General features: G+C 45.2%; 21 protein-coding genes. 12 read left to right on the top strand and 9 right to left on the bottom strand.

Going from position 1 to position 20,850, the window contains the following annotated elements; all coding sequences use genetic code 11:
- Positions 1–71: 71 nt before the first annotated feature.
- Together OV592_RS04280 and OV592_RS04275 are read left to right on the top strand one after the other, a co-directional pair.
- The gene (locus tag OV592_RS04280) at positions 72–644 is read left to right on the top strand and encodes a thioredoxin family protein (RefSeq protein ID WP_152784344.1); all 573 of its coding nucleotides are present in this window, start codon (positions 72–74) and stop codon (positions 642–644) included.
- Positions 645–675: 31 nt separating this feature from the next.
- Entirely contained in the window at positions 676–1,944 is a 1,269-nt protein-coding gene (locus tag OV592_RS04275; RefSeq protein ID WP_406610519.1) for a MipA/OmpV family protein, read from the top strand.
- 37 nt (positions 1,945–1,981) lie between these two features.
- Here the strand turns inward: OV592_RS04275 and rimI are convergent, their stop codons facing one another.
- From rimI to OV592_RS04235, 8 genes are all read right to left on the bottom strand, one after another.
- A complete protein-coding gene (gene rimI / locus OV592_RS04270; protein WP_406610518.1) occupies positions 1,982–2,452 on the bottom strand; it encodes a ribosomal protein S18-alanine N-acetyltransferase in 471 nt (156 codons plus the stop codon).
- The gene (locus OV592_RS04265; protein ID WP_406610517.1) at positions 2,413–2,799 is read right to left on the bottom strand and encodes a DNA polymerase III subunit psi; all 387 of its coding nucleotides are present in this window, start codon (positions 2,797–2,799) and stop codon (positions 2,413–2,415) included. Before OV592_RS04265 ends, rimI begins: the two co-directional genes overlap by 40 nt.
- Before the next feature lie 39 nt (positions 2,800–2,838).
- Positions 2,839–3,705 (bottom strand): 23S rRNA pseudouridine(2604) synthase RluF, encoded by an 867-nt coding sequence (rluF, locus tag OV592_RS04260; protein ID WP_084681806.1) that lies wholly within the window; start codon positions 3,703–3,705, stop codon positions 2,839–2,841.
- Between the two features lie 72 nt (positions 3,706–3,777).
- Positions 3,778–4,605, bottom strand: coding sequence for an HDOD domain-containing protein (locus tag OV592_RS04255; RefSeq protein ID WP_221077405.1), 828 nt, complete (start codon positions 4,603–4,605; stop codon positions 3,778–3,780).
- Between the two features lie 255 nt (positions 4,606–4,860).
- Complete coding sequence (locus tag OV592_RS04250) at positions 4,861–5,157, bottom strand: S24 family peptidase (protein WP_227981516.1); 297 nt, start codon at positions 5,155–5,157, stop codon at positions 4,861–4,863.
- Positions 5,158–5,162: 5 nt separating this feature from the next.
- Positions 5,163–5,666, bottom strand: a complete 504-nt coding sequence (gene sodN, locus OV592_RS04245; RefSeq protein ID WP_406610516.1) for a superoxide dismutase, Ni — start codon at positions 5,664–5,666, stop codon at positions 5,163–5,165.
- A gap of 10 nt (positions 5,667–5,676) precedes the next feature.
- The gene (locus tag OV592_RS04240) at positions 5,677–5,865 is read right to left on the bottom strand and encodes a hypothetical protein (protein ID WP_406610515.1); all 189 of its coding nucleotides are present in this window, start codon (positions 5,863–5,865) and stop codon (positions 5,677–5,679) included.
- Between the two features lie 22 nt (positions 5,866–5,887).
- Entirely contained in the window at positions 5,888–6,316 is a 429-nt protein-coding gene (locus tag OV592_RS04235; protein WP_406610514.1) for a hypothetical protein, read from the bottom strand.
- A 386-nt stretch (positions 6,317–6,702) separates the two neighbouring features.
- On the opposite strand from OV592_RS04235, the gene OV592_RS04230 reads away from it, so the two are divergent.
- The 3 genes from OV592_RS04230 to OV592_RS04220 all read left to right on the top strand — a co-directional run bounded on the left by OV592_RS04230 (position 6,703) and on the right by OV592_RS04220 (position 8,453).
- Positions 6,703–7,383 (top strand): Crp/Fnr family transcriptional regulator, encoded by a 681-nt coding sequence (locus OV592_RS04230; protein WP_338624190.1) that lies wholly within the window; start codon positions 6,703–6,705, stop codon positions 7,381–7,383.
- Between the two features lie 44 nt (positions 7,384–7,427).
- Positions 7,428–7,793, top strand: coding sequence for a VOC family protein (locus OV592_RS04225; RefSeq protein ID WP_406610513.1), 366 nt, complete (start codon positions 7,428–7,430; stop codon positions 7,791–7,793).
- A 294-nt stretch (positions 7,794–8,087) separates the two neighbouring features.
- Entirely contained in the window at positions 8,088–8,453 is a 366-nt protein-coding gene (locus OV592_RS04220) for a DUF4019 domain-containing protein (protein ID WP_406610512.1), read from the top strand.
- Between the two features lie 80 nt (positions 8,454–8,533).
- Here OV592_RS04220 and OV592_RS04215 read toward each other — a convergent pair whose 3' ends face one another.
- Entirely contained in the window at positions 8,534–10,306 is a 1,773-nt protein-coding gene (locus tag OV592_RS04215) for an IucA/IucC family protein (RefSeq protein ID WP_406610511.1), read from the bottom strand.
- A gap of 190 nt (positions 10,307–10,496) precedes the next feature.
- On the opposite strand from OV592_RS04215, the gene OV592_RS04210 reads away from it, so the two are divergent.
- From OV592_RS04210 to OV592_RS04180, 7 genes are read left to right on the top strand one after another with little or no spacing between them, the layout of a single operon-like run.
- A complete protein-coding gene (locus OV592_RS04210) occupies positions 10,497–11,606 on the top strand; it encodes a hypothetical protein (protein WP_406610510.1) in 1,110 nt (369 codons plus the stop codon).
- 28 nt (positions 11,607–11,634) lie between these two features.
- Positions 11,635–13,860, top strand: coding sequence for a TonB-dependent receptor (locus OV592_RS04205; protein WP_406610509.1), 2,226 nt, complete (start codon positions 11,635–11,637; stop codon positions 13,858–13,860).
- Positions 13,861–13,870: 10 nt separating this feature from the next.
- Positions 13,871–14,641: an ABC transporter ATP-binding protein gene (locus OV592_RS04200; RefSeq protein ID WP_406610508.1), complete on the top strand. Its 771-nt coding sequence runs from the start codon at positions 13,871–13,873 to the stop codon at positions 14,639–14,641.
- On the top strand, positions 14,638–15,582 hold the full coding sequence (locus OV592_RS04195; protein ID WP_406610507.1) for an ABC transporter substrate-binding protein: 945 nt from the start codon (positions 14,638–14,640) through the stop codon (positions 15,580–15,582). Before OV592_RS04200 ends, OV592_RS04195 begins: the two co-directional genes overlap by 4 nt.
- A complete protein-coding gene (locus tag OV592_RS04190) occupies positions 15,575–17,497 on the top strand; it encodes an iron ABC transporter permease (protein ID WP_406610506.1) in 1,923 nt (640 codons plus the stop codon). The genes OV592_RS04195 and OV592_RS04190 overlap by 8 nt, the downstream gene beginning before the upstream one ends.
- Positions 17,494–18,117 (top strand): nitroreductase, encoded by a 624-nt coding sequence (locus OV592_RS04185; protein ID WP_406610505.1) that lies wholly within the window; start codon positions 17,494–17,496, stop codon positions 18,115–18,117. Before OV592_RS04190 ends, OV592_RS04185 begins: the two co-directional genes overlap by 4 nt.
- Positions 18,114–20,840, top strand: coding sequence for a GNAT family N-acetyltransferase (locus tag OV592_RS04180; protein WP_406610504.1), 2,727 nt, complete (start codon positions 18,114–18,116; stop codon positions 20,838–20,840). The genes OV592_RS04185 and OV592_RS04180 overlap by 4 nt, the downstream gene beginning before the upstream one ends.
- Positions 20,841–20,850: the final 10 nt, after the last annotated feature.

Raw genomic sequence — 20,850 nt, 5'->3', positions numbered from 1 at the left:
TATTATTAGGCCGATAGCTAACTAAGTACGTTTATAAACAAATGCTTAGTTAATTCACCAAGGGGCAAGCGATGAGCTTTGAGCTATTCAAAAAAGTCTTCTTTACTTTGATATTGATAGCCTTAGGTGGCGCTGCTCTTAGTTACATTTTTATCTACCACGTTCATGGCCGCGGAGTGAGCGCCAAAGATGGCTGGCTATTTGATATCCAGGGCTACCATCAAGGCATTAGAGAATCAAAACTCACTGAAAAACCGCTGTTTTTGTATTTGCGCAGGCAAGCCTGCCAACGCTGTATCGCTTTTGAATATGACTATTTAAACAATCCTCAAATCAAACGTATGCTTGAAGACTATGTGAAGGTGCAGGTGAACATTGATACCGACCGCACCCACGAGCGCTTTGCCGACCAGTTCAACCTTAATACCTACCCATCTTTGTTTGTAATGTTTGATCCTGAGCACCACGTTTCTAGCTATTTGGTTTTAGAAATGAATCAAATTTGGGTGGCGCAAGATACCTTGCAGAAGGGAAATTTCATGCCACTTTCTGAAGCGAGCTTTAGTTTATCTGTGACCCGTGCGACAATATTGGCTCGAAAAGCAGCCAACATGGAAGAATCAAGCGGTGAAACGCCACCTTAACTCGCTACTCTCATATTCTCTTGTCTTAACAATGTGGTGTTTTAGCCTTAGTAGCCAAGCCAGTGAAATGGTTGACGGTTTAATGGATGACGATTGGGGCATCGCTTTTGGATTTAGAAATGCCACTATCCCCTTTCGCTCAGAAACCAATACCGTTGCTGATGTTATGCCGCTGCTATATTACCGAGGCGACCGAGTATATCTAGACGGCTTAGAAGCTGGCTACAAAATATGGAAAGAAGACGACTTTGATATCTCTGTTATGGGCCGATATCGCTTCTTCGACATTCCGTCAGAGTATCAAAACCAAATTCGCGGCGACGGCATTGATTACGGTGTTCGCAGCCAATGGCGCTTCAAGCCTCACTATTCATTTAACACCGAGTTATTAAGTGATGATTCGGGCAATTTTCACGGCAATTTAGGCCTTACTTGGCAGAAGCACTACAAGCGCTGGTATCTAGCGCCCTATGCCACCGCTCACCTTAAAAGCAGCGAGTACAATACCCGCTACTACGGCCTAGAGCTTTTTAAAACCCAAGCCGATGTGGATTTAAAAGCCGGTATTGATATGCGCTACCACGTATGGCGAGACTTCTATCTTGTAGGTCGCTTAGGGGGTACTTATTACGGTAAAGAAGTACAAAACGTAGATATCATCGACAAAGATTTTCAATTCGAAAGCTTTTTGGGCATTAGCTTTTTCAACCAGCAGTATCAAACCACTGAAGGCGACTGGCCAAAAGGTTACTTGAGGGTATCTCATGCTTGGGCAACCCCTTCTAACTTAGGCGATATCATCCACTTTAAAGCCGAAAAAGATGAATATAACAACCAGTTAAGCTCGGTGTTTTATGGTCACTTACTCAGTGAAACCTTGCTCGGCTTCCCGATAGACGTTTACCTAACCCCAGGCTTGGCTTATCACCATAGCTCTGAGGTACAAGACCCGATCCTAGAGTATGTGATTGCCTTTAAAGCGTATTACACCTTTACTTGGCCAATTCGTTGGCGTTTTGGTGTAGCAGAGGGCCTCTCTTATGTCACTAACATTACTTATATCGAAGAAGTTGACTTAGCCGAAGAAGGTAAAGGTTATAATCCAAGCAAGTTGCTCAACTATCTGGACTTTTCTTTAGACATAAACTTAGGTGACTTGTTTAAGAAGCCGGAAATGGAAAAAATGTGGCTGGGTTACAACATTCATCACCGCTCGGGTATTTTCGAGAACTCATCGCTATTTGGCAGAATTAAAGGTGGTAGTAATTATCAGGGTATTCACTTTCAGTGGCACTGGTAATGAAGAGAGCCGCAACATCGGTTGCGGCTAAAAAAGCCTAACAAAAACGTTGCATAATAAGGGCGTCTTCACGCCCTTTTTTATCACAGGGGTAATAGCCCTTGCGGCGATCTATTTGCTCAAACTCAAAACGCAGATAGAGCTTTTGAGCACTTACATTGCTTTCTCTTACTTCCAGCAAAATCTGTTGCCATTGCTGCTCGTCTGCCATCGCTAACATTGCCCGCATAAGCTGGGTGCCTAAGCCCTTACCTTGCTGTTCGGGCGTTACCGCAATATTGATCAATTCAGCCTCGCCAGCCACCACCCGCAAAATAATGTAAGCCAATAAGCAGTCGTCTTGCCAAAGGCCAAGGTTTCGATACAACCCACCAAAGTTACTGGTGAGTAAAGCGCGGCTCCATGGGTGCGAATGCGCTTGTTGCTCTATGTTTAGCATCATCGGCACATCCATCACCGATAGAGGACTTAAGCTTGTTTTAAGATCTGAGCACATATCTGCTGCCATAAAATACGCTTAGCTTGCTTATCGCTTGCTAACTGCTGTGGGTCGCAAAACAAGATTTTAGAATGCTTAGGTGCGGTGCTCAAAGGATCGGCCCATAACACCCAACTATCGATAGCTTCTGGAAAATGTGCAGCGCTACAAATATGAATATCGGCCCACTCTAGCTTCATCGCCGCAACAATGCCTTTAAACAGCGCTAAATGCTGCTCTAAAACTGCAGACTCTATAATTAGCACTAGCGGCCAAGACGGCGACGCTCGCAGAGTTTTGCTTACCGGTGTAGCCCGCTTAAGCCACACATCGATATCCATCTCTTGCAGGTATTGCCGCGCTTGTTTATCTATCATAATGAGCTTCTAAGTTGCTGAATATTAATCCGCTTAAGATTACTTTTTCTTTAGGCTTAAAGTAGCTTTATTTGCCCCTTGGCTACGCGCTTTTTTAAACTTATCACGCGCCTTGTTGCTTGCCGCTTTATTCACAAACACCTTTTTCTCGGTGGCTGCTGTGGTTTCTGGTGCGGTTTTACTTGAATGGGCTACAGCTTGATTAATCTCGGCCATTTCTGCATCTGTTAAGTTGCGCCATTGGCCAGGGCGAAGTTTATCTAAGTGCACATTCATAATACGGGTGCGCTTAAGCTTGGTAACTTCATAACCTAAGTACTCACACATACGACGAATTTGGCGGTTTAAGCCTTGGGTAAGCACAATGGTAAAAACAAACTTGCTGTTTACCTTCACCTTACAGGGCTTAGTCACGGTGTCTAAAATAGGTACACCACGTTGCATTCGCTCAACAAAACGCTCGCTTAGGGGTTTATCTACCGTCACCACGTATTCTTTATCGTGAGCATTCTCGGCACGTAAAATCTTATTCACGATGTCGCCGTCACTAGTTAGAAAAATAAGCCCTTCAGAAGGTTTATCTAAACGGCCGATAGGGAAAATGCGCTGCTTGTGACCAATGGCATCAATAATGTTGCCTTTAACATGGCGCTCTGTAGTACTGGTGATACCAATGGGCTTGTTGTAGGCAATGTAAACACGATCAGATTTATTGCTAGCGATAGCTTTTATCAGTTTACCGTCTACTGCAACTTTATCGCCCGGTTGAACTTTAGTCCCTAACTCAGGCTTTTGACCATTAATGGTTACTCGCTGCTGTTCAATCAATTTATCGGCTTCACGACGGGAACAAAATCCCGAGTCACTGATAAATTTATTTAGACGTTTTTCGTTTGATGCGCTCACTACAAGGATCCACTAGCTAATTAACGCGCCTATTAAACCATAGAATAGCAAGCTCAATAAGCGCTTTTAGTACTAGCTCGCCATTTGCAGCGCCATTTCTCGGCCTTGGCCGCGGATTTTGTCGATAGACACATAAAAAGAGGAAGGCAATACCAGTGCGCCAGAATTTGCATGGCTGGCAAAGTAATCAATTTTGGCAGCTTTGCTTTCCAAATGATCCCAATCTTGATGCAAGCGACAAGCAAAATTAAGCACCAAGGCACGTAGCGGTTCAATTTTAGCGGCATCGGGATTTACATGAAACTCGATGGTATCAACCAAGCGCGGCGCAAATTTCCAAGCGCGTGCTAGTTCGGCGCCCAGTTTTGCGGTGGTAGTGCCAAGGAGTTCTTGCTGCACAGCTTGTCGGTCTTCACCTTCTGCCACTCGAGCGGCCACCTGTTCGGCAACATCGGGGGCTAAAGTAAACACCATTAAATCGCCAATGTTATGCAAGATCCCCGCGGTGAACATTTCATTGGCATCGATACGCACTTTTTCGGCTATTTTGCTGGCAATGCTAGCAATCTCGAAGGTATCACTCCAATAGGTTTGCATATCAAGCTTAGGTACTCGGGGAAACGCACTAGTAAGCCAAGATACCACCACCATAGTTTTAAGCGGCGCAATGCCTAAACGAATCACCGCCTCATTAATCGAGGCAATGGTGCGGCTGCGACCAAAATGAGCAGAGTTAGATAAACGCAATACTCGCGCACTAATCACTTGGTCCATGGATATCTTTTTTGCCAGCATGGCAAAATCACAATCAGGGTCGTTAAGCATGCTAACAAGCTCTTGAACCACACTGGAGACTTTGGGTAATTCATTCACACGGGATAGTAATTCTTGTTCGGTCATCCAACCCTCCTGCTAGAAAATACCGTCACTACGCTCATACCGCATCAAAGCAATGCCTTTTGCTTGTTTACACGCTTAGTTAAGCCAAGCTTAATACATAGTTCAAGCTAAACAAATAAATAACAACAATATCAGTATGATTTATAGGGGTAAAGAAAGGAATTGTCAGCAAACTCGCCAAATAGTGCCAGGCTTAGAACCTTGTTAGTAAACAGAAACTACAGTATTTATCGATAATATAAACCGCTAACTTATTTAGCTCGGTTTAACCCAGAATAATACCTTGCCTTTAATGCGCGAAGCACGCACAGGGCCCATATCAATGGTAGATACACTGCTAGGGTTTTCGCCGCGTAGCCAAATAAAGCCATACTTGTCGATACAACCTATTCGTTTCACAATTAGACCAAACTTAGGGTGCAATACTTTAACTACATCACCCGCTTTAAAGTGCTTAGTCAGGTAATAACGGTGAAACATTACATAGCTGTTTTTAGGTAAAAGAGGAGACATGCTATCTCCTCTAATCTTGTTAATGCTTAAACCAAACAAGACAATTACGCCTTCAAATCCGGGTATACGATCTGTTGCGCTGGCGGATAAGGGCAAGTTGCCTTAAAGGTAGCTACACCTTTGCTTTGCCAAAAGATATCGGCAAATTGATTCACTTTATCAAGTAGCTCTAAGCAAGCACCTTTATCGATATTTTGCTTAGCCTTAGATGCAGCCAGCATAATACTGTGGCTAAGCTCATGTAGTTGCGGGTAAGCATCAAGCTGAGGCTGCTTGATGTAGTCTCCCCAAATCACCCTGATCTCTTCTTTTACTTTTAAACCGTGTTCCTCTTTTTGCGCTACTAGTCTGCCAAATTGAGCTTGTTCGTTAGCACTTAGTTCAGACTTAGCGTTTAGCTCTTCAAGCAAATCAACCATACGGATCATGGTTAATACCGCCAACTGAGCCGAAATAGGATCGTAGATTTTGCACGGAATATCGCAATGTGCAGACACCTTGTTAAAGCTAAACACTTCATCCAATCTAGCGAAAGCATTGTATAACATGCTTATCTCCTTATTTTTTTGATGCTGCTTTTTTACGTGTAATAAACAACAGGCCGGCCGCAACAATAATCGGGGCTAACCATAGAAAGTGAACTAAGTTTGACCAACTAGATTGATGATCGTGACCAGCATGGGCAAACACCATACAAGGCAACAAGGCTGCACTTATTGCCAGTGTTTTTACGGCAAGATTTTTCATAAAAGTCCTTTTACATTTTGGGTTAGTGGTAGGTTCTTTGATCGCCATAAGCTAGCTCAAGTTGAGATTCAAGCTCGGCTAAACAGGCCTCACAGGGTGGATGTTCTTTGGCAAACTCAAGCAAAGGATTAAGCGTAAGTTTGATTGCCTTAAGCGCAATCAGCTGCAGGTCCTCATCACTTTGCTGATCTTGATAAATGCGTAACATCGACTGATGCGGAATAAACAAACAGCGTTGAGCATCTTCAAACTTGCCGGCACGGTTAAACATTTCGGCAAGGTTGTGATAAGCACAAATCCACCCTTGAATGGATTCGACGCAACGTGGATTTTTAACCAATCGCTCTTCGAGCAGAAAAATTGCGTCTTCGTAATAACGTTCAGCTTCAGGCCAATTTTGTTGGTTAAAAAACTGATTGCCGATATTAATCATTCCTTGCCAAGTATTCACATTTCACCGCCAATAAATACAAATGAAAATCATTATCATTAAGATCTTTTAGCTTTGCAAATACTTTGTTTATAAGGGAGTGATTATTTTTTGGGTGAAATGCCACAGGCAATGTTTAGCGAATAGGCAAACGCCAAACATGGCTATTACTTAGCAACATCACTATACAGAAGAGACAAACTGCGGCTAAACAGCAGCGACTGAGAACATCAGCAGGCTTAGTAATACAGCCATTGCAACTAAGACAATCCATTGAAACTCTCGACTAATACCAAACATATATCCTCCAAAACCGCTTGCCTTTCAAATGATATTGATTATCATTCCCAATATAATTCAAGTGAATGTTTTATCTTCTTGATAATTATCAAGCGTGAGGTTTAGTTATGTCAGCGTCGATGATATCCATATTAAAAACCAAAGAAAAACAGCTATTTCTTGAAGGAAGAACAGAACTTTATTGCAAAGCTGGCGATCTGCTATTTAGCCAAGGACAGTCAGCTAACCACATGTATCGCATAGAAAAAGGTAAAGTATCACTGTTTCGACTAATGCCTAATGGCGATGAAAAACTGTTTAAAGTGTTCATGGCCGGCGATATTTTTGCCGAAGTTGCGTTATTTTTAAGCCCAAGAAAATACCCAATGAGTGCTCGTATAGAGCAAGACTCCATTCTCTCCTCTTTCTCCTATGATCATGTCTTTAGTACGCTTCACCAATGCCCTGAGCTGTCACTACGAATATTGGGTTTTATGGGCAACCGCATAGGCGAATTGATGAATACTATCGACATTTTAACCCAGGTAAATGCTAATCAGCGCTTAGTGATGAAACTGGCAGAGATCTACAAGAAACAGTATGTAAAAGAGAACCGAATAGCCCTGCCTTGCAGTAAAAAGCTGCTAGCATCTCAATTAGGCATGACGCCAGAAACCTTATCCAGAACCATGAAAAAACTTAAAACCGAGGGCCTAATTGAAGAAGTAGGCTCAAACCTGTTGCTGCCCGATATCCCATCACTATGTCGCTCGGTAAACTTAACTCAAGAGATGTTTAGTGCAGCTTAACTAAATACCACAACTGCTAGACCTGCTTAGCAGTAAGGAAAACCATGAAGCCGCTACAGTCCGTTGAAATAAAAGCATTTATACCTAGTAAGGATTTTGAAACCTCCATCCAGTTTTACCAAACCATTGGTTTTACCATGGCTTCAAACGAGCAGGGTGTTGCCTACTTCCATCACCAAAATTGTTCTTTTTTACTGCAAAACTTTTACCAAAAGCAGTTATGCGACAACCTGATGTTGCATTTACTGGTTAAAGACCTAGATCACTGGCATCAAACCATTAGCGACAAACTCTCTGGCTCGGGATTGGCTTTTAGCATCACGCCAATTAGTGAGCAACCGTGGGGAATGCGTGATTTTTGCCTCACCGATCCCAGTGGAGTGCTGTGGCGTATTGGAGAAAACCAATAGAACCAAGCAACAAGTTAGGGCCTGTTGATCTTTGCTGATGGTTTTTACAGCAATTTATTAACCATTTAGGCAAGGCAGTGAGTGTGAAGTTAAGTGGGCTTAATAATCACTCGCTAACGCTGAATAAATGGCTAAGAAATGCTGCCCGAAGGGTTCAGATAAGCGAACTTTACTCTTCGTTGAACACTTTTCACTTAGCCCACTAGGTTTCAAAGTGCTCGCCGCGATTAAAGCCCGCTTATCTTGAATAAAATTTCAACACCAAAGATCAACAGGCCCTAGTAAGGAAATAAGGTGAAAATAAACAAAGAGTTAAAAACAGAAGCAGTAAATGAAGCTTTAGCTTGGTTACATTTAATTGATAATAGCCACTATGGAAAAGCCTACAAGGCAACAGCTGACTACTTTCGCTCACAAATTTCCTTAGATGAGCTCAGTAAACGCATTAAACTCGTCAATCAGCAAGTGGGAGAAACTACCCGCCGAACCTTTAAGAGCGCTAATCATATTTGCAAGGTACCAAATGCACCGGTAGGTGACTATGTGGTCATAGAATTTGAGCTCGAAGCCGAACACTTGCAAAAGGTTATAGAAACAGTGACACCGGTGTTTGAGAACGGTCATTGGAAGGTTTGCGGCTATTACGTCTCTGCAGCTTAGCCAGCCTCTAGGTTCAACAAACAGCTTAAGAGCGAGCTTCGCCCTTAAGCATTATGCCAATAGCCAATAAAGCTTGAGAATCAATTCTCAGGGCTAATAGAGCAACACAGAGGATTTGCTATCGGCTCGCCAATTTCCGGTAATGGCCGCTGATCACTATCGCCATACCCAATCTTAAATCGCACCCGATTTACACAAATCTTTTCTATTTCTGGTTTAAATATATCAAACAGCTCAAAGCGTTGTTTTAGCTCTGGGTGACTAGCTTGATAACTAGCAAGCTCTTGGGCAAGCCAGCTATAAAACTGTTGTTCACTCACACCTAAACTGACCAACTTAGGCGAAACAAAGCGCAGCACCGTAACAAAGTGGCCAGTAATCAAATCATGGATCAAATAGTTAGCAGGCAAGCGAGTTAAGTTAGCTCTCACTTCGCTATCTAAGCTTTCAAGCTCGGGAAATGCTTGATCGATTAAGCGCAAATCACCATGAAAGTCTTTAATAATGCAACCAGCAGGTTGGTGTTTATCAAGTACCAAGGTAATGTTTTGCCCGTGGGCGACCAAGGCTACGCCATAGCGACACATTAAGTGATATAAAGGCACTACCACGTGCTTAAACAGCTTACGCAGCCACGTTTCAGCACTAATCTCAGCTAAGCTGATCAGCGCAACAATCGCTGCTTCTCCGCCATTGTCTTGTTGCATTAGCGTAGCCATAGACATCGGCCGCGTCTGCTGTGGAATTACCGCTTCTGCGCGCTCTCGCCATATACAGCCCAGCATTTCTTTATAGCGGTAAGCCCCCGCCTGCAGCTGTTGCTGCTGAGGATGAGGGCAAAATACGCCTGCCACCTCTTGTTGAACATACAGCCCGCGCTCTACAAACAAAGCGTCTTGCTGGCTCAAGCCCGCTAACCATTCAGACAACTGTGGCCCCTGAGCAATAAACTGCCCGGGGATCCCTCGATAACAAGAAGTATTAAGAATGGTTAAGGCGGTTTTCACATCAAAAGCCAAGGCTGGGTTTTCGCTGCTTAGGGTGCGAATAGATTGCTGTGCTAGCCAGCAATCGGCCACTTCGCCCAAGTAAATCATCGAGCCTTCGGCTAAGTATTGCGCATATTGCACCTGAATAAAGCGCTCAAACTGCCATGGATGAACCGCCAAAACATAATAGGTATTCTGCCAATCATTAGGCAGTTTGGAATTCATAGAGCTAAATGCTTGCTCACTCAAGGTTTGTTCAAGTAGGTCTGCTTGGCTTAAGCCGGGTTTAAAGCCTACCTGGCAGAGTGTTTTATCTACGGCTAGGTAATGCAGCTTAATTGCGCTTGCCGATTCTGGCGCATAGCTCGCAAGCTCTTGGCTACCCCAGCCTAAACGCCCTTTGTTAGCAATGGCCTTAGGATGAGCGTCTAAATATGCTTGTCGCTGGGTTTCGTTAAGCAATACTAAATCGGTCGCATTGATGTTTTGTTGCTGCTCCCAACGTAGCACATCACTGTATAAGGTTTGTTGTATCTCCTCTAACAGCCCGGCCAAATTAATATCACTAATCTGAATTTGGCTTTGAATATCCAACAGTAATTCACTAGCAAGCGGGACACTTGCATCACTTAATTCAATACTTGATGGCTCAATAATGAACATGCCCCAGATAGTCTGCTTGGCGTTAAAGCGCCAGTTACGACTTGCCGTAGCCAGAACATATTGCAAAGTATCCGAGGATTTAGCTTGGAGTTTACTAACGTCCGCTAGGCTAAATTGAAGCCGTTCTTCAAACTGTAATTCACTCAAAATTTTTGCGACCAAATGAGTATTGGCCAACTGCCACTGAGCTTCATTGAACATTACTTCTCCTAACCCCTTGTAAAACTAAGTTTATTTTTTGTTGCTATTTTTGTTAGCAATATATTGACATGAGCCACAAAAATAAACAATGATAATGCAAATTATTATCATTTGTATTTAAGTTGTAGTTTTGTTGTATCGCTGCTTACTCATTCTTTTGGGCTTAAACCAAACTCTGGTGCTGGCTTTTTTGCCAGAACTATCGAACTTACTCGGGTTTAGCCAAAGCGAAAAAGACTTAGGATTAGTCACCCTGATCTTAAACCTGAACCTCATCACTTATTGGTTTGGCGTGAAATTTTGGGGAAATAGACTTAGCCAATTAGGCCTTTGGACTAGCACCCGCATTGCTGTGGGCGGCTTCTTGGCAGCCAATGTATTATTTTGGCTAAGCCTTTTTGCCAGTGAGCAAACTTCGCTACTGGTAGTTGGCGCAAGCCGTTTGTTGTTGGGTGTATTTAGCAGCGCTTTTGTTATTTTGGCTCACTGCCACCTTAGCGTGGTAAACAAAACTAACCTTGGGCAACTGGCCAAAACCAGCGGTGCCATCACCATTGGCAGGTTATTAGGGCCTAGTTTGGCCTTACTTCCTCTAGCCACAAATTGGCTTATGTTTAGCCCTATTTTGCTGGTTTTACCTGCCTTGTTGTATTGCCTTAGCACCACCCCGCCATGGTCTAGCGCTAAGCAACAGCAAACCCCAAATCACGCTATAACCTCATCTAAGTCTTGGCATTTCAAAAGTATTTTAAGCTTGGCGGTGCTAACCACTTCGCTAGTTAGCATTGTTCAATATTATATTCTTCCCCAGCTATTTAACTTTGGTTATCAGGGTGAACAAGCCAGCAAAGTATATGCCTCTCTACTGCTGTATTTAAGCTTGGCACTGATTGTTTATCAGTTCTTCTTACTGCCTGTAATCTCCCGCTACGCGCGGCTTATTCCCGGCATGTTTTTACTTTTTCTTGGTAGCGGCGCCATTCTACTTAGCCTCTCGGTTGCCACTTGGTGGCTGTTATTACTGGCATTAGCCCTGTTAGCTTTTGCCATTTCAGGCCTGCCTAGTTGGTATAGCCAACAAGCTTACCAAGCTAATTCATCACTTTCGTTTAGAGCAAAACGAAGTGCCTATTTAGCCAGAGCTCACACCGCTGGCTACCTGCTAGGTACCGCAGTAGCGAGTATCAGTTTATTGCTGAGCATCCCCCTGCTCACCCCGATTTGGTTGTTCAGTTTGGCAATGATCGGATTGATCGTTCACCTAAACCGACAAGATCAACTGCAAGCAACTCTTACGTAACAACAATAACTAAGGTTCAAGGAAGATAATGAACAAACTAAACACTTTAAGCACCAAATTAACACCACTAGCACTCGTGCTGTTTGCCAGTTGTGGCCATGCAGCCAATACCTTGGAAACGGTGGTAGTCACCGCCAACCGGGTGGATACCTCAATCTCAGATATCGCAGCCACCATGTGGGTGATTGAGCAAGACCAATTAAACCGCGAAATAAACACCGGTGCCGACTTAAAAACCGCCTTAGGTCGTCTTATCCCTAGCTTTGATTTTGGTAACGAAGGGCGCACCAATTTTGGCCAAAACCTGCGTGGCCGCTCTGCGCTGGTAATGATTGATGGCGTATCGCTTAACTCAACCCGCGCAATTAGCCGCCAGTTAGATAGCATAGACCCATTCAATATTGCTCACGTAGAAGTGCTATCGGGCGCTACATCGATATATGGCGCAGGCGCAGCCGGCGGTATTATCAACATCATCACCAAAAAAGCGACGCCAGATGAAACTAAAGTTGAGCTAAGAGTTGGCGGTTCTTCTGGTTTTAATAGCAGCGAAGATCTCAACAAGAACCTAGCATTAGCAGTTTCTGGTGGTAGCGAAAAACTACGAGGAAGACTGTCTGCAGCCTACGAAGGGCGCGGCGCATCCTACGACGCCAATGGCCAAATGATTTTGCCAGACATCACCCAAACCGATCTGCAATTTAATCAAAGCATCGATATCATGGGTAATCTTGAATTTGAACCCACCAGCGAACAGCTATTATCGCTTACAGGCCAATACTACAACAGCGAACAAGATACAGAGTACGGCACTTATTTGGGTCCAAACTTAGCCGGTATTTTTGGTGCACCAGAACTAATTAGCATACAAAAAGGCCTGCAACTAGAGGAGCAACCCGCCACCGAGCGTGTGCTTGTAAATGCGCAATACCGCCATAATAATTTGCTAAATCAAACCATGCTGGCCCAAGCGTATTACCGCAGCGAGTCGATGCAGTTTTATCCCTTCCCATCAATTTATCAAGTAACTGGCTCGCCGCTACCCGGTAATAGCTATCCCTTATACGGCGCGTCATTACAAGAAACCGATGTACTTGGCGCAAAACTGCTGTTCACCAAAGACTTTGATAGCCTAGAAATTAGCTACGGTATTGACGCCGAGTCTGAGTCTTTTTCTGCCAAGCAAAAAATCTTTGATACCAACACCGCGCTAGCCTCTGGCGGCATGAACTTTAAGCAAGTACAAAGTCTGCAGCGCTACCCAGATATTGATACCCAGAAGCTGTCGGCTTTTGGCCAAGCGAACTGGGATATCAACCAAGATTGGAGTGTATCTGGCGGCCTACGTTACCAATACATTGAACATGAAGTAGGCGACAACGTAGGCGTATTGCAACAACACTTAGCAGGCATTGGCGCTTACGGCCCGATTTCACCTGATGCCATTAAAGGCGGAAAAACCGACTACAACGAGCTACTGCTTAACCTAGGTGCAATTTATCGCATTAACGACCAACAACAGCTTTGGGCCAACTTTAGCCAAGGTTTCAACTTACCAGATCCAGCCAAATACTACGGCAACGGCACTTACAGTGGCACCTATGGAGACGGCCCAAGCTTGGTTGACAGCATTAACGTTGCCGATAACCGCCTTGAAGGGGTTAAAACTAACTCACTCGAACTAGGTTGGCGTACCGCCCAACAAAACTACGATGTGCAACTAGCGGCTTACTACTCATTGTCGGATAAGACCACCTCTTACGATCGCAGCAACCTAGCAGTAGTTGTGAACGACGATGAACGACGCATCTACGGACTAGAAGGACAAGCTAACTACCTGTTCACCGAAAGTTGGTACGGCGGTGTACAAGCGCATTTAATCAAAAGCCAAACTAAATCAGATGGCTCTTGGAGCGCACTAGCAGCCGAAGAAACCAGCCCATCTAATGCTGTACTGCGCGGTGGTTACGACAACTTTAACTATGGCGCCGAGCTGCAATGGCAAACGCTGGCTGACTACAGCGATGACAACGGCGGAGAGCTTAAGGGTTATTCGTTAGCTAACTTAAGCGCTTACTACGCCTTGCCGGTTGGCCAACTTAACTTTGGTATTCAAAACCTCTTCAACAAAGACTACGAAACCCTATGGTCACAACGCGCGCAGATCCTTTACAGCAGCATTTCGGCACCAGAATTGTTTAGCTTTAAAGGCCAAGGCAGAACCTACGCACTTAGCTACAACGCTGAATTCTAGGGGATAGCGCTTGTTTACTTTTAATAATATTTCCCTCCAACTGGGGGGAAATACCATTCTCAAAAATATGAGTGGAACGATACAACAAGGCGCAGTTACCGCGCTTATTGGTCCTAACGGCTCAGGCAAAAGCACCCTTTTGTCGGTGCTGTGTGGTTTGCAAGCCCCTTCCAGTGGGCAAGTGGAATTTGCTGGCCAAGCTTTACCAAGCTATAGCCGTGCTCAGCTAGCTAAAAAGCTAGCCTTGTTACCACAACGCAACCCCGTGCCTGCCACCTTAAATGTGGCCGACTTAGTGTGTTTTGGTCGTCACCCTCACCGTCCTTGGTACAAAAATATCTCTAACGACGATAAGGAAATCATTGATTGGGCGATGCAAGAAACTGGGGTTAAACATTATGCTCGGCAATTGCTTACCGATTTGTCGGGTGGCGAATTACAGCGTGTTTGGTTAGCGATGGTGCTTGCTCAAGACACCGAAGTATTAATGTTGGATGAACCGACCTCTTGGCTAGATATCTCTCACCAATTAAGCCTGCTTAAAATTGTTCGACGTTTGAACCAGAAATACCGCAAAACCATAGTATGGGTACTCCACGATTTAAACCAAGCCGCACAGTTTAGCGACCACGCCATTTTGATAAATCATGGCCTCATTGTGAATAGTGGTAAGGCAAAACAGGTGATTAACGCCAAGGACGTAAGCGAAGTTTACCAAACACCGGTTACCAGCCACCAACTAGGGCAACAACAAATACTATGGCCAGAGGAACAGCAATGATCCTGCTAGCAACTCGCCTCATGTTTTTAGCCATAACCTTACTAAGCACAACAGCGACTCATGCCGCGGGACAGCAAGTATGTTTAAGCAATTGCGTTAGCCTCGAGCAGCCTGCTGTGCGGGTAGTGGCACTTAATTGGTCTGCAACGGAAATGCTGCTGAGCTTAGATATTGTGCCAGTGGGAGTAACCTTAACTAAAGGCTACAAAAAGTGGCAAACTAACCACCCTGCACTGCCCGACTCGGTCACCGAAATAGGTCGTCGCCAAGAGCCAGATCTGGCCACTATCGCGAGGTTAAAGCCCGACTTAATTATCGGTTATGAATTTCGCCATCGCCGAATTTTAGACGCCTTAGGGCACATAGCGCCTACTTTGCTTTACCAGCAATTTCCCTCAGCTAAGCAAACTGACTTTAGTTACTTTGAGCAGTCGCAACAGGTATTTAGTGGCATTGCTAAGTTAGTGAATAAAACTGAACTCGCCGATGCAACTTTACAGCGTTTAAGCCTGCGCTTAGCCGAGCTAAAACAGCAACTTGCAGACCAAGGTTTAAGCAATAAACCAGTTGCTTACGCCAAGTTTGTTGGCATGGGTTACGGCTTAAGAGTGTTCACCGATAAAAGCCTGGCCGGTGCGATAAGCCAACAGCTAGGGCTTAATTATGTTTGGCAGCAAGGTTTGCCGGGTAAAGACTTTATCCACCTGCAACTTGAGCAGCTGCCAAAGCTAAGCAACAGCCATTTGCTGCTTGCGGGTAACCAAGTAGACGGCGAGCGCATGATGCATTCACCGGTGTGGCCTTTATTGCCTTTTGTTGAGCAGAACCAGTTATCGGAAGTTGAACCTTTATTTAGTTTTGGTGGGCCCCTGTCGTCGATAAAAATGGCTGAATCCTTTGCTAATTCACTACTAGATTGGCAGGAGCAACAAGGTGGTTAAATCTCTTTCTTCAAGCCTAGGTTTATTACTGTTACTGCTAAGCGCATACTATTTTAGCCGCCCCGCCATTGCACCGGTTGGTTTGGCAGACGCAATGCTGACTAACATTTGGCTACCTACCGCGCTGATGGCTTTATGCACTGGCGCATTGCTGGCAAGCTCTGGCTTCTTAATTCAAAACAGCTTAGATAACGACTTTGCCTCCCCATCTACTTTAGGAATTGCGGCTGGTGCATTGCTCGGTGCAGTGCTAGTAAGGGTAATTGTGCCCGAAGCCAATCTACAACTGGTATGGATGGGTGCCTTAGTGGGTGGCCTGTTGCTGTCTTTAGCGGTATTAGCGGTTAGCCAGCTAATTGGCGGTGGCAAACTGCCAGTGGTATTAATTGGCATGGCGCTGGGTTTAAGCGCTGGCGCGCTCTCTTCGCTGTTTATGCTGTACTTCGAAAATCAAACCGATGGCTTGTTTTTATGGGGCAGCGGCCAAGTACTGCAAACCAACCCAGAAGTACTAAAACAAACAGTGCTCCCCATGCTGGCATTTTTGGCCTTAAGCCTCTTGGTCTTGCCTAAGTTAGCGCTATTTTTATTAGGCGATACCAATGCCGCAGCCTTGGGTTTAGCAGTTAAACCTTGGCGCTGGACTATTTTGCTGCTCGCCATTGGCCAAGCTGCCTTAGCCACATCAATCGTTGGCATGATTAGCTTTGTGGGCTTAATGGCGCCTCACCTTACTCGCTTAGTATTAAGACTCGCTAAGGGCGAAAACAATAATGTCGCTTTACAATGGCTAGTCACCGTTATTATTGGTGCAGCCTTAGTATTAGCCGCAGAGTGGTGCTCGCGTAGCTTACTGTTTCTAGGGTATCGCTTACCAACTGGCGCTTTTACTGCCTTGCTTGGCGCGCCTTACTTTGTATTCCTGCTCTTTCAACGCTCGGGTAAAGCGCTTGCAGCCGTGGAAAGCCAAAACATCGGCTTAACGCCAATCATTCATGCCCGACCTCGCGTGGTACTGGCTTCGCTTTGTGCTCTGCTTGGTTTAAGTTTGTTTTTTTGTTTGCGCAGCCCACAAGATGTAGGCGCAATATGGGTAAATCAGCGGGTGCTGCTGGCAGGTTTAGGTGGCTTTGGCTTAGCCTGCGCAGGTACTTTGCTGCAAACCTTATTTAAAAACCCCATGGCCAGCCCAGATATATCTGGTGTAAGTGCGGTGGCAGTATTACTGATTTCCGTGGTATTGGTGTACTTTCCAGCAGCAAATCAATGGCAGTTAACCCTCGCCGCGTTAGTAGGTGGAAGCTTGGTGATTGGCTTACTGTCTTGGGGCTTAAAACAGCAACTCAGTGTTGCCCAGTTAGCCTTATTTGGCATTGTAATTACTGCCTTTGCTGGCACCGCCACCCAGATTTTACTCACCTTTGGCAGCTCCACCGCCTCGGTCACCATGATGTGGTTAGCGGGTACCACCTACGGGGCAACCTTTGATCGCATCATCCCAATAGCCTCGGTTATCGCCCTTTGCTTGGTTGCCATCATCCCGCTGTTAAGGCAGTTAGATTTAATGTCGCTTGGCGAAGTTATTCCTAAAACCTTAGGCCTGGCATTACAGCGCCAACGTTACTTGTTATTGGCTATTTCGGCGGTTCTCACTGCTATTTGTGTATCCAGTATTGGGGCGATTAGCTTTATCGGCTTATTAGCACCGCACTGTGCGCGGCTTTTAGGTTTATACCGCCACAAGCATCTATTACCTGCATCGGGCATTACTGGTGCCATTTTATTGATATGGGCCGACCGCTTAGGCCGCGAATTAATGGCGCCTAACGAAATACCCGCTGGCCTTATGGTATCGGTTATCGGCTCCATCTACTTCATTTTACTCTTGCTTCTTAGCTACAGGAATCGCGTGTGAATACACTCCAACAATTTCTCTCTCAACGTGTGTCTTACCACGTTCATGAGCTGTCTTTGCCGGCGCCTAATACCCAGCAAATGACCGATATATTACAAGCGGCCATGAGCACTCCCGACCACGGAAAGCTAAAGCCATGGCACTTTTTAGTGATTAAGCAAACTCGCATTGAAGAGCTAATCAGCTTGCTACAAACCGCATGGCAACAAAGCAATAGTGAGCTAGATCCACAGCGAGCGAAACGCCTTGCTAGCTACTTAAAACAAGCCCCCAGCATCGTGTTGGTATCAGCCGAAATAAACGAGCCCAGCCCCATCTCCAAACAAGACCAAGTGTTCTCTGCAGCAGCCGCGTGCCAAATGATTTTGTTAGCTGCAGACGCTTTGGGATTTGGCGGAGTTTGGTATAGCACTGATGCGGTCGAGCTACCTAATGTGCGCCAATTATTGGGCTTACAAAGTAAGCACCAACCAGTAGGTTTTTTGGTATTAGGTAGCCCAATAAGTAAAAGAGAAAAAGCCCGCGCGAATGTGAGCGACCACAGCTTCGAGTGGCTTGGCGCGGCAAACGTAAGCCCTTGGGGAGAAACTAAATCAGCCAATCAGGAGCGACTAAAATGAGTACCCATGCACTTTGTCAGCAGGCCTTTTTCAATAGCCTTTTGGCTGAAACCGCCAACAAACATCTCGAGGGAGAGTCGGTCTTTCTTCCTCTTTCTACTAAGGCCAGCTTGGAGTTAAAGCTACGTTACGTATCGCCCAGCTGGCGCCACCGTTATAGCGGCGAAATCATTTTGCATGAGGCGCAAAGCCAAAGCCCAATAAGCTTTAAGCAAGCTACTACGCTGGTTGTAAATGCACTTTACCCTCAGTTAAGCGAAGACAAAAAAGCCTTATTCTTACAGCGGGTGCAAGATTCTAATTGCTACATAAATAGCGCTGAGCAGGCACTAGCAGAGCGCTCTGCGCTTACGCTAGACCAGTTTATTATGTCGGAGCAAAGTTTAACTGGTGGCCACAGCATGCACCCTGCAGGTAAAAGCTGCGAGCCGCTTAACCAGCAAGAGAAAACCCAATATTTGCCAGAGTTTGCTGGCCAATTCTCGATAGAATGGTTTGCGGTACATAGCTCGCACTTAGTAGGCGAAAGTGAAATTGGCGACCTGAGCGAAAAGCTCAAGCAGCTGTATAGCAACAGCGTTAAGATCGCCAAAGAGCCGAGCGAGATTCAATTTATCGATAAACAATGGGTGCCGTTTCCAATGCACCCCTTGCAAGCTAAAGCTTGGCGAGAAAGCCAGCAAGCTTTAAGCCTGAACGAAGTGGTAAAAGACTTAGCACTAAGCTCACCAGGCTGGACAGCCACCTCGTCTAGCCGTGCGATTTACCATCCACAACAAGCTTGGATGTTAAAGGTTTCATTACCGGTTAAGCTCACCAATTCTTTACGCCTATTAAGCAGCAAAGAAGCCAAACGAGGCATTCAATTTTCTCAACTACTTAACAGTGAGAACGGAGCAGAGTTACGCCAACGCTTGCCAAACAGCTATTTTATCGAAGAGCCGCTTTGGGCCAGCATTAACGACATAGATGGAGAGGTGTTAGATCTTCCACTCATTAGTTTTAGAGAAAACCCCTTCCATAAATCCAATCAAGAGAAAAGCCAGTTAAACGCAGCCAATGTGTATTGTTTAGCCAGCATAAACCAAGTTAACGCCAGCCAAACCGAGCCGCAAATAGTGAGTTGGATTAAGCACCATGCACAACAACAGCAACTGTGTTTTGAGCATGCTGCACTGCATTGGATGTCGACTTTTTGGGATAATGTAATCAAGCCACTGTGTATCGCACGTTCAGATTATGGCTTTGTATTGCTGGCCCACCAGCAAAATATCTTGGTCAAGATTGAAGATAATTTACCTACAGGCTCAGCCTTTAGAGATTGCCAAGGTATCGGCTTAACCAGCCAAGCATTAGCATTATTCAAAGAGCAACTTAGCGATGGCGTACCTGAGTACTTTATGGAAGCTGAGCAGGTGAATCCTTATCACGCTTACTATTTGATAGGAAATACCTTACTCAACACCATCGCTGCCATCGGAGCAGGCGAGCTAATTAACGAAACCAAACTGTGGGATTTATGTCGTGACAAAATGAGTGAGCTTAGCGCCAGAAACCCAAAAGATAACTCTTTTTACAGCTACTTACTCAACTCACCAAGCCTTCACTGGAAGCGCAATTTCTATTGCTTTTTAGCCGACCATAACGAGGCAACATTAGCCGACCCGAGCCAGATTTACTGCTCTATTTCAAATCCTTTTAAACAGCAAAAAGCTGAGCAATTAAGCTTTAAAAGCTTAGCCGGAGGCCGAACCCTGTGTTTCGCAGATGAACGCATCTCGGATAATGCCATTAAGTTCGAGATTCGAGAGAACGGGACAAGCCTAAGCCGGGGATTAATAGAAAAAGTAGGTGCTTGGTGCCAACTCAGTTTTGAAGAAGATAATGCGCAGCTAAATGCGACTCATAAAACCGATGACTTACTATGGTGGAGCGCTGCTGAACATGGCTTGTTCCAACTTAACGTAGCTGCCTTGCAAAGTAACTACTACCCCAAAGCAGCCAAAGCATTAGTTGCGGAGTCTCAATATAAGGCTTTGAGTTTAAGTCAGTTTTTGCAAACTGCGCCACTATGGCGAGAGCAACAAGCAGCGCATCAGCCACAAACCTCAGTGGTCACTAACGGCATAAAGCATCCTTCTCGCCCCAACAAACCAACCGGGCAAGTATTTACCCGCTATTTTTATCACCTTAAGCGACAAGTCACCTTTAGGGTGATAGACAAACAGCGAGACTTAAGCTGCTTTAACCGCTGGCACAACCACCCCATTATCTCACCGGTGTGGGAGTTAGAAGGCAGCCTTCAAAGCCACACTGAGTACCTAAGCAAAATGGAAGATGACGCCCATCAATATGCCGTAATTGGTGAATTTGACGGCGTTCCCTTTGGTTATTTTGAGGTGTATTGGACGCCAGAAGACCGTTTAGGTCCGCATTATCAATGCCAAGATTACGATCGAGGAGTACACATACTGGTAGGCAATTTTAGCTTTAGAGGCGGCGTGTACTTTGATACGTGGGGCAGCGCTATTTTGCAGTACTGCTTTTTAGATGAGCCCAACACCCAACGAATCATGGGCGAGCCGCGTGCCGATAATCACCGCGTAGTTAGCATTACCGAAAGACTGGGTTTAGAAAAGCAATTCGAGTTTGATTTTCCTCACAAGCGAGCGGCGCTATTACAGTGCGACCGCGAGCGTTTTTTCACTCAATATGCGATTTAGGGATAGTAAT

It is taken from the genome of Agarivorans sp. JK6, from assembly GCF_045277145.1.
Lineage (GTDB): Bacteria > Pseudomonadota > Gammaproteobacteria > Enterobacterales > Celerinatantimonadaceae > Agarivorans > Agarivorans albus.
Note: the sequence above shows the minus strand (reverse complement) of the source record. Positions and strands in the feature narration are given on the sequence as shown.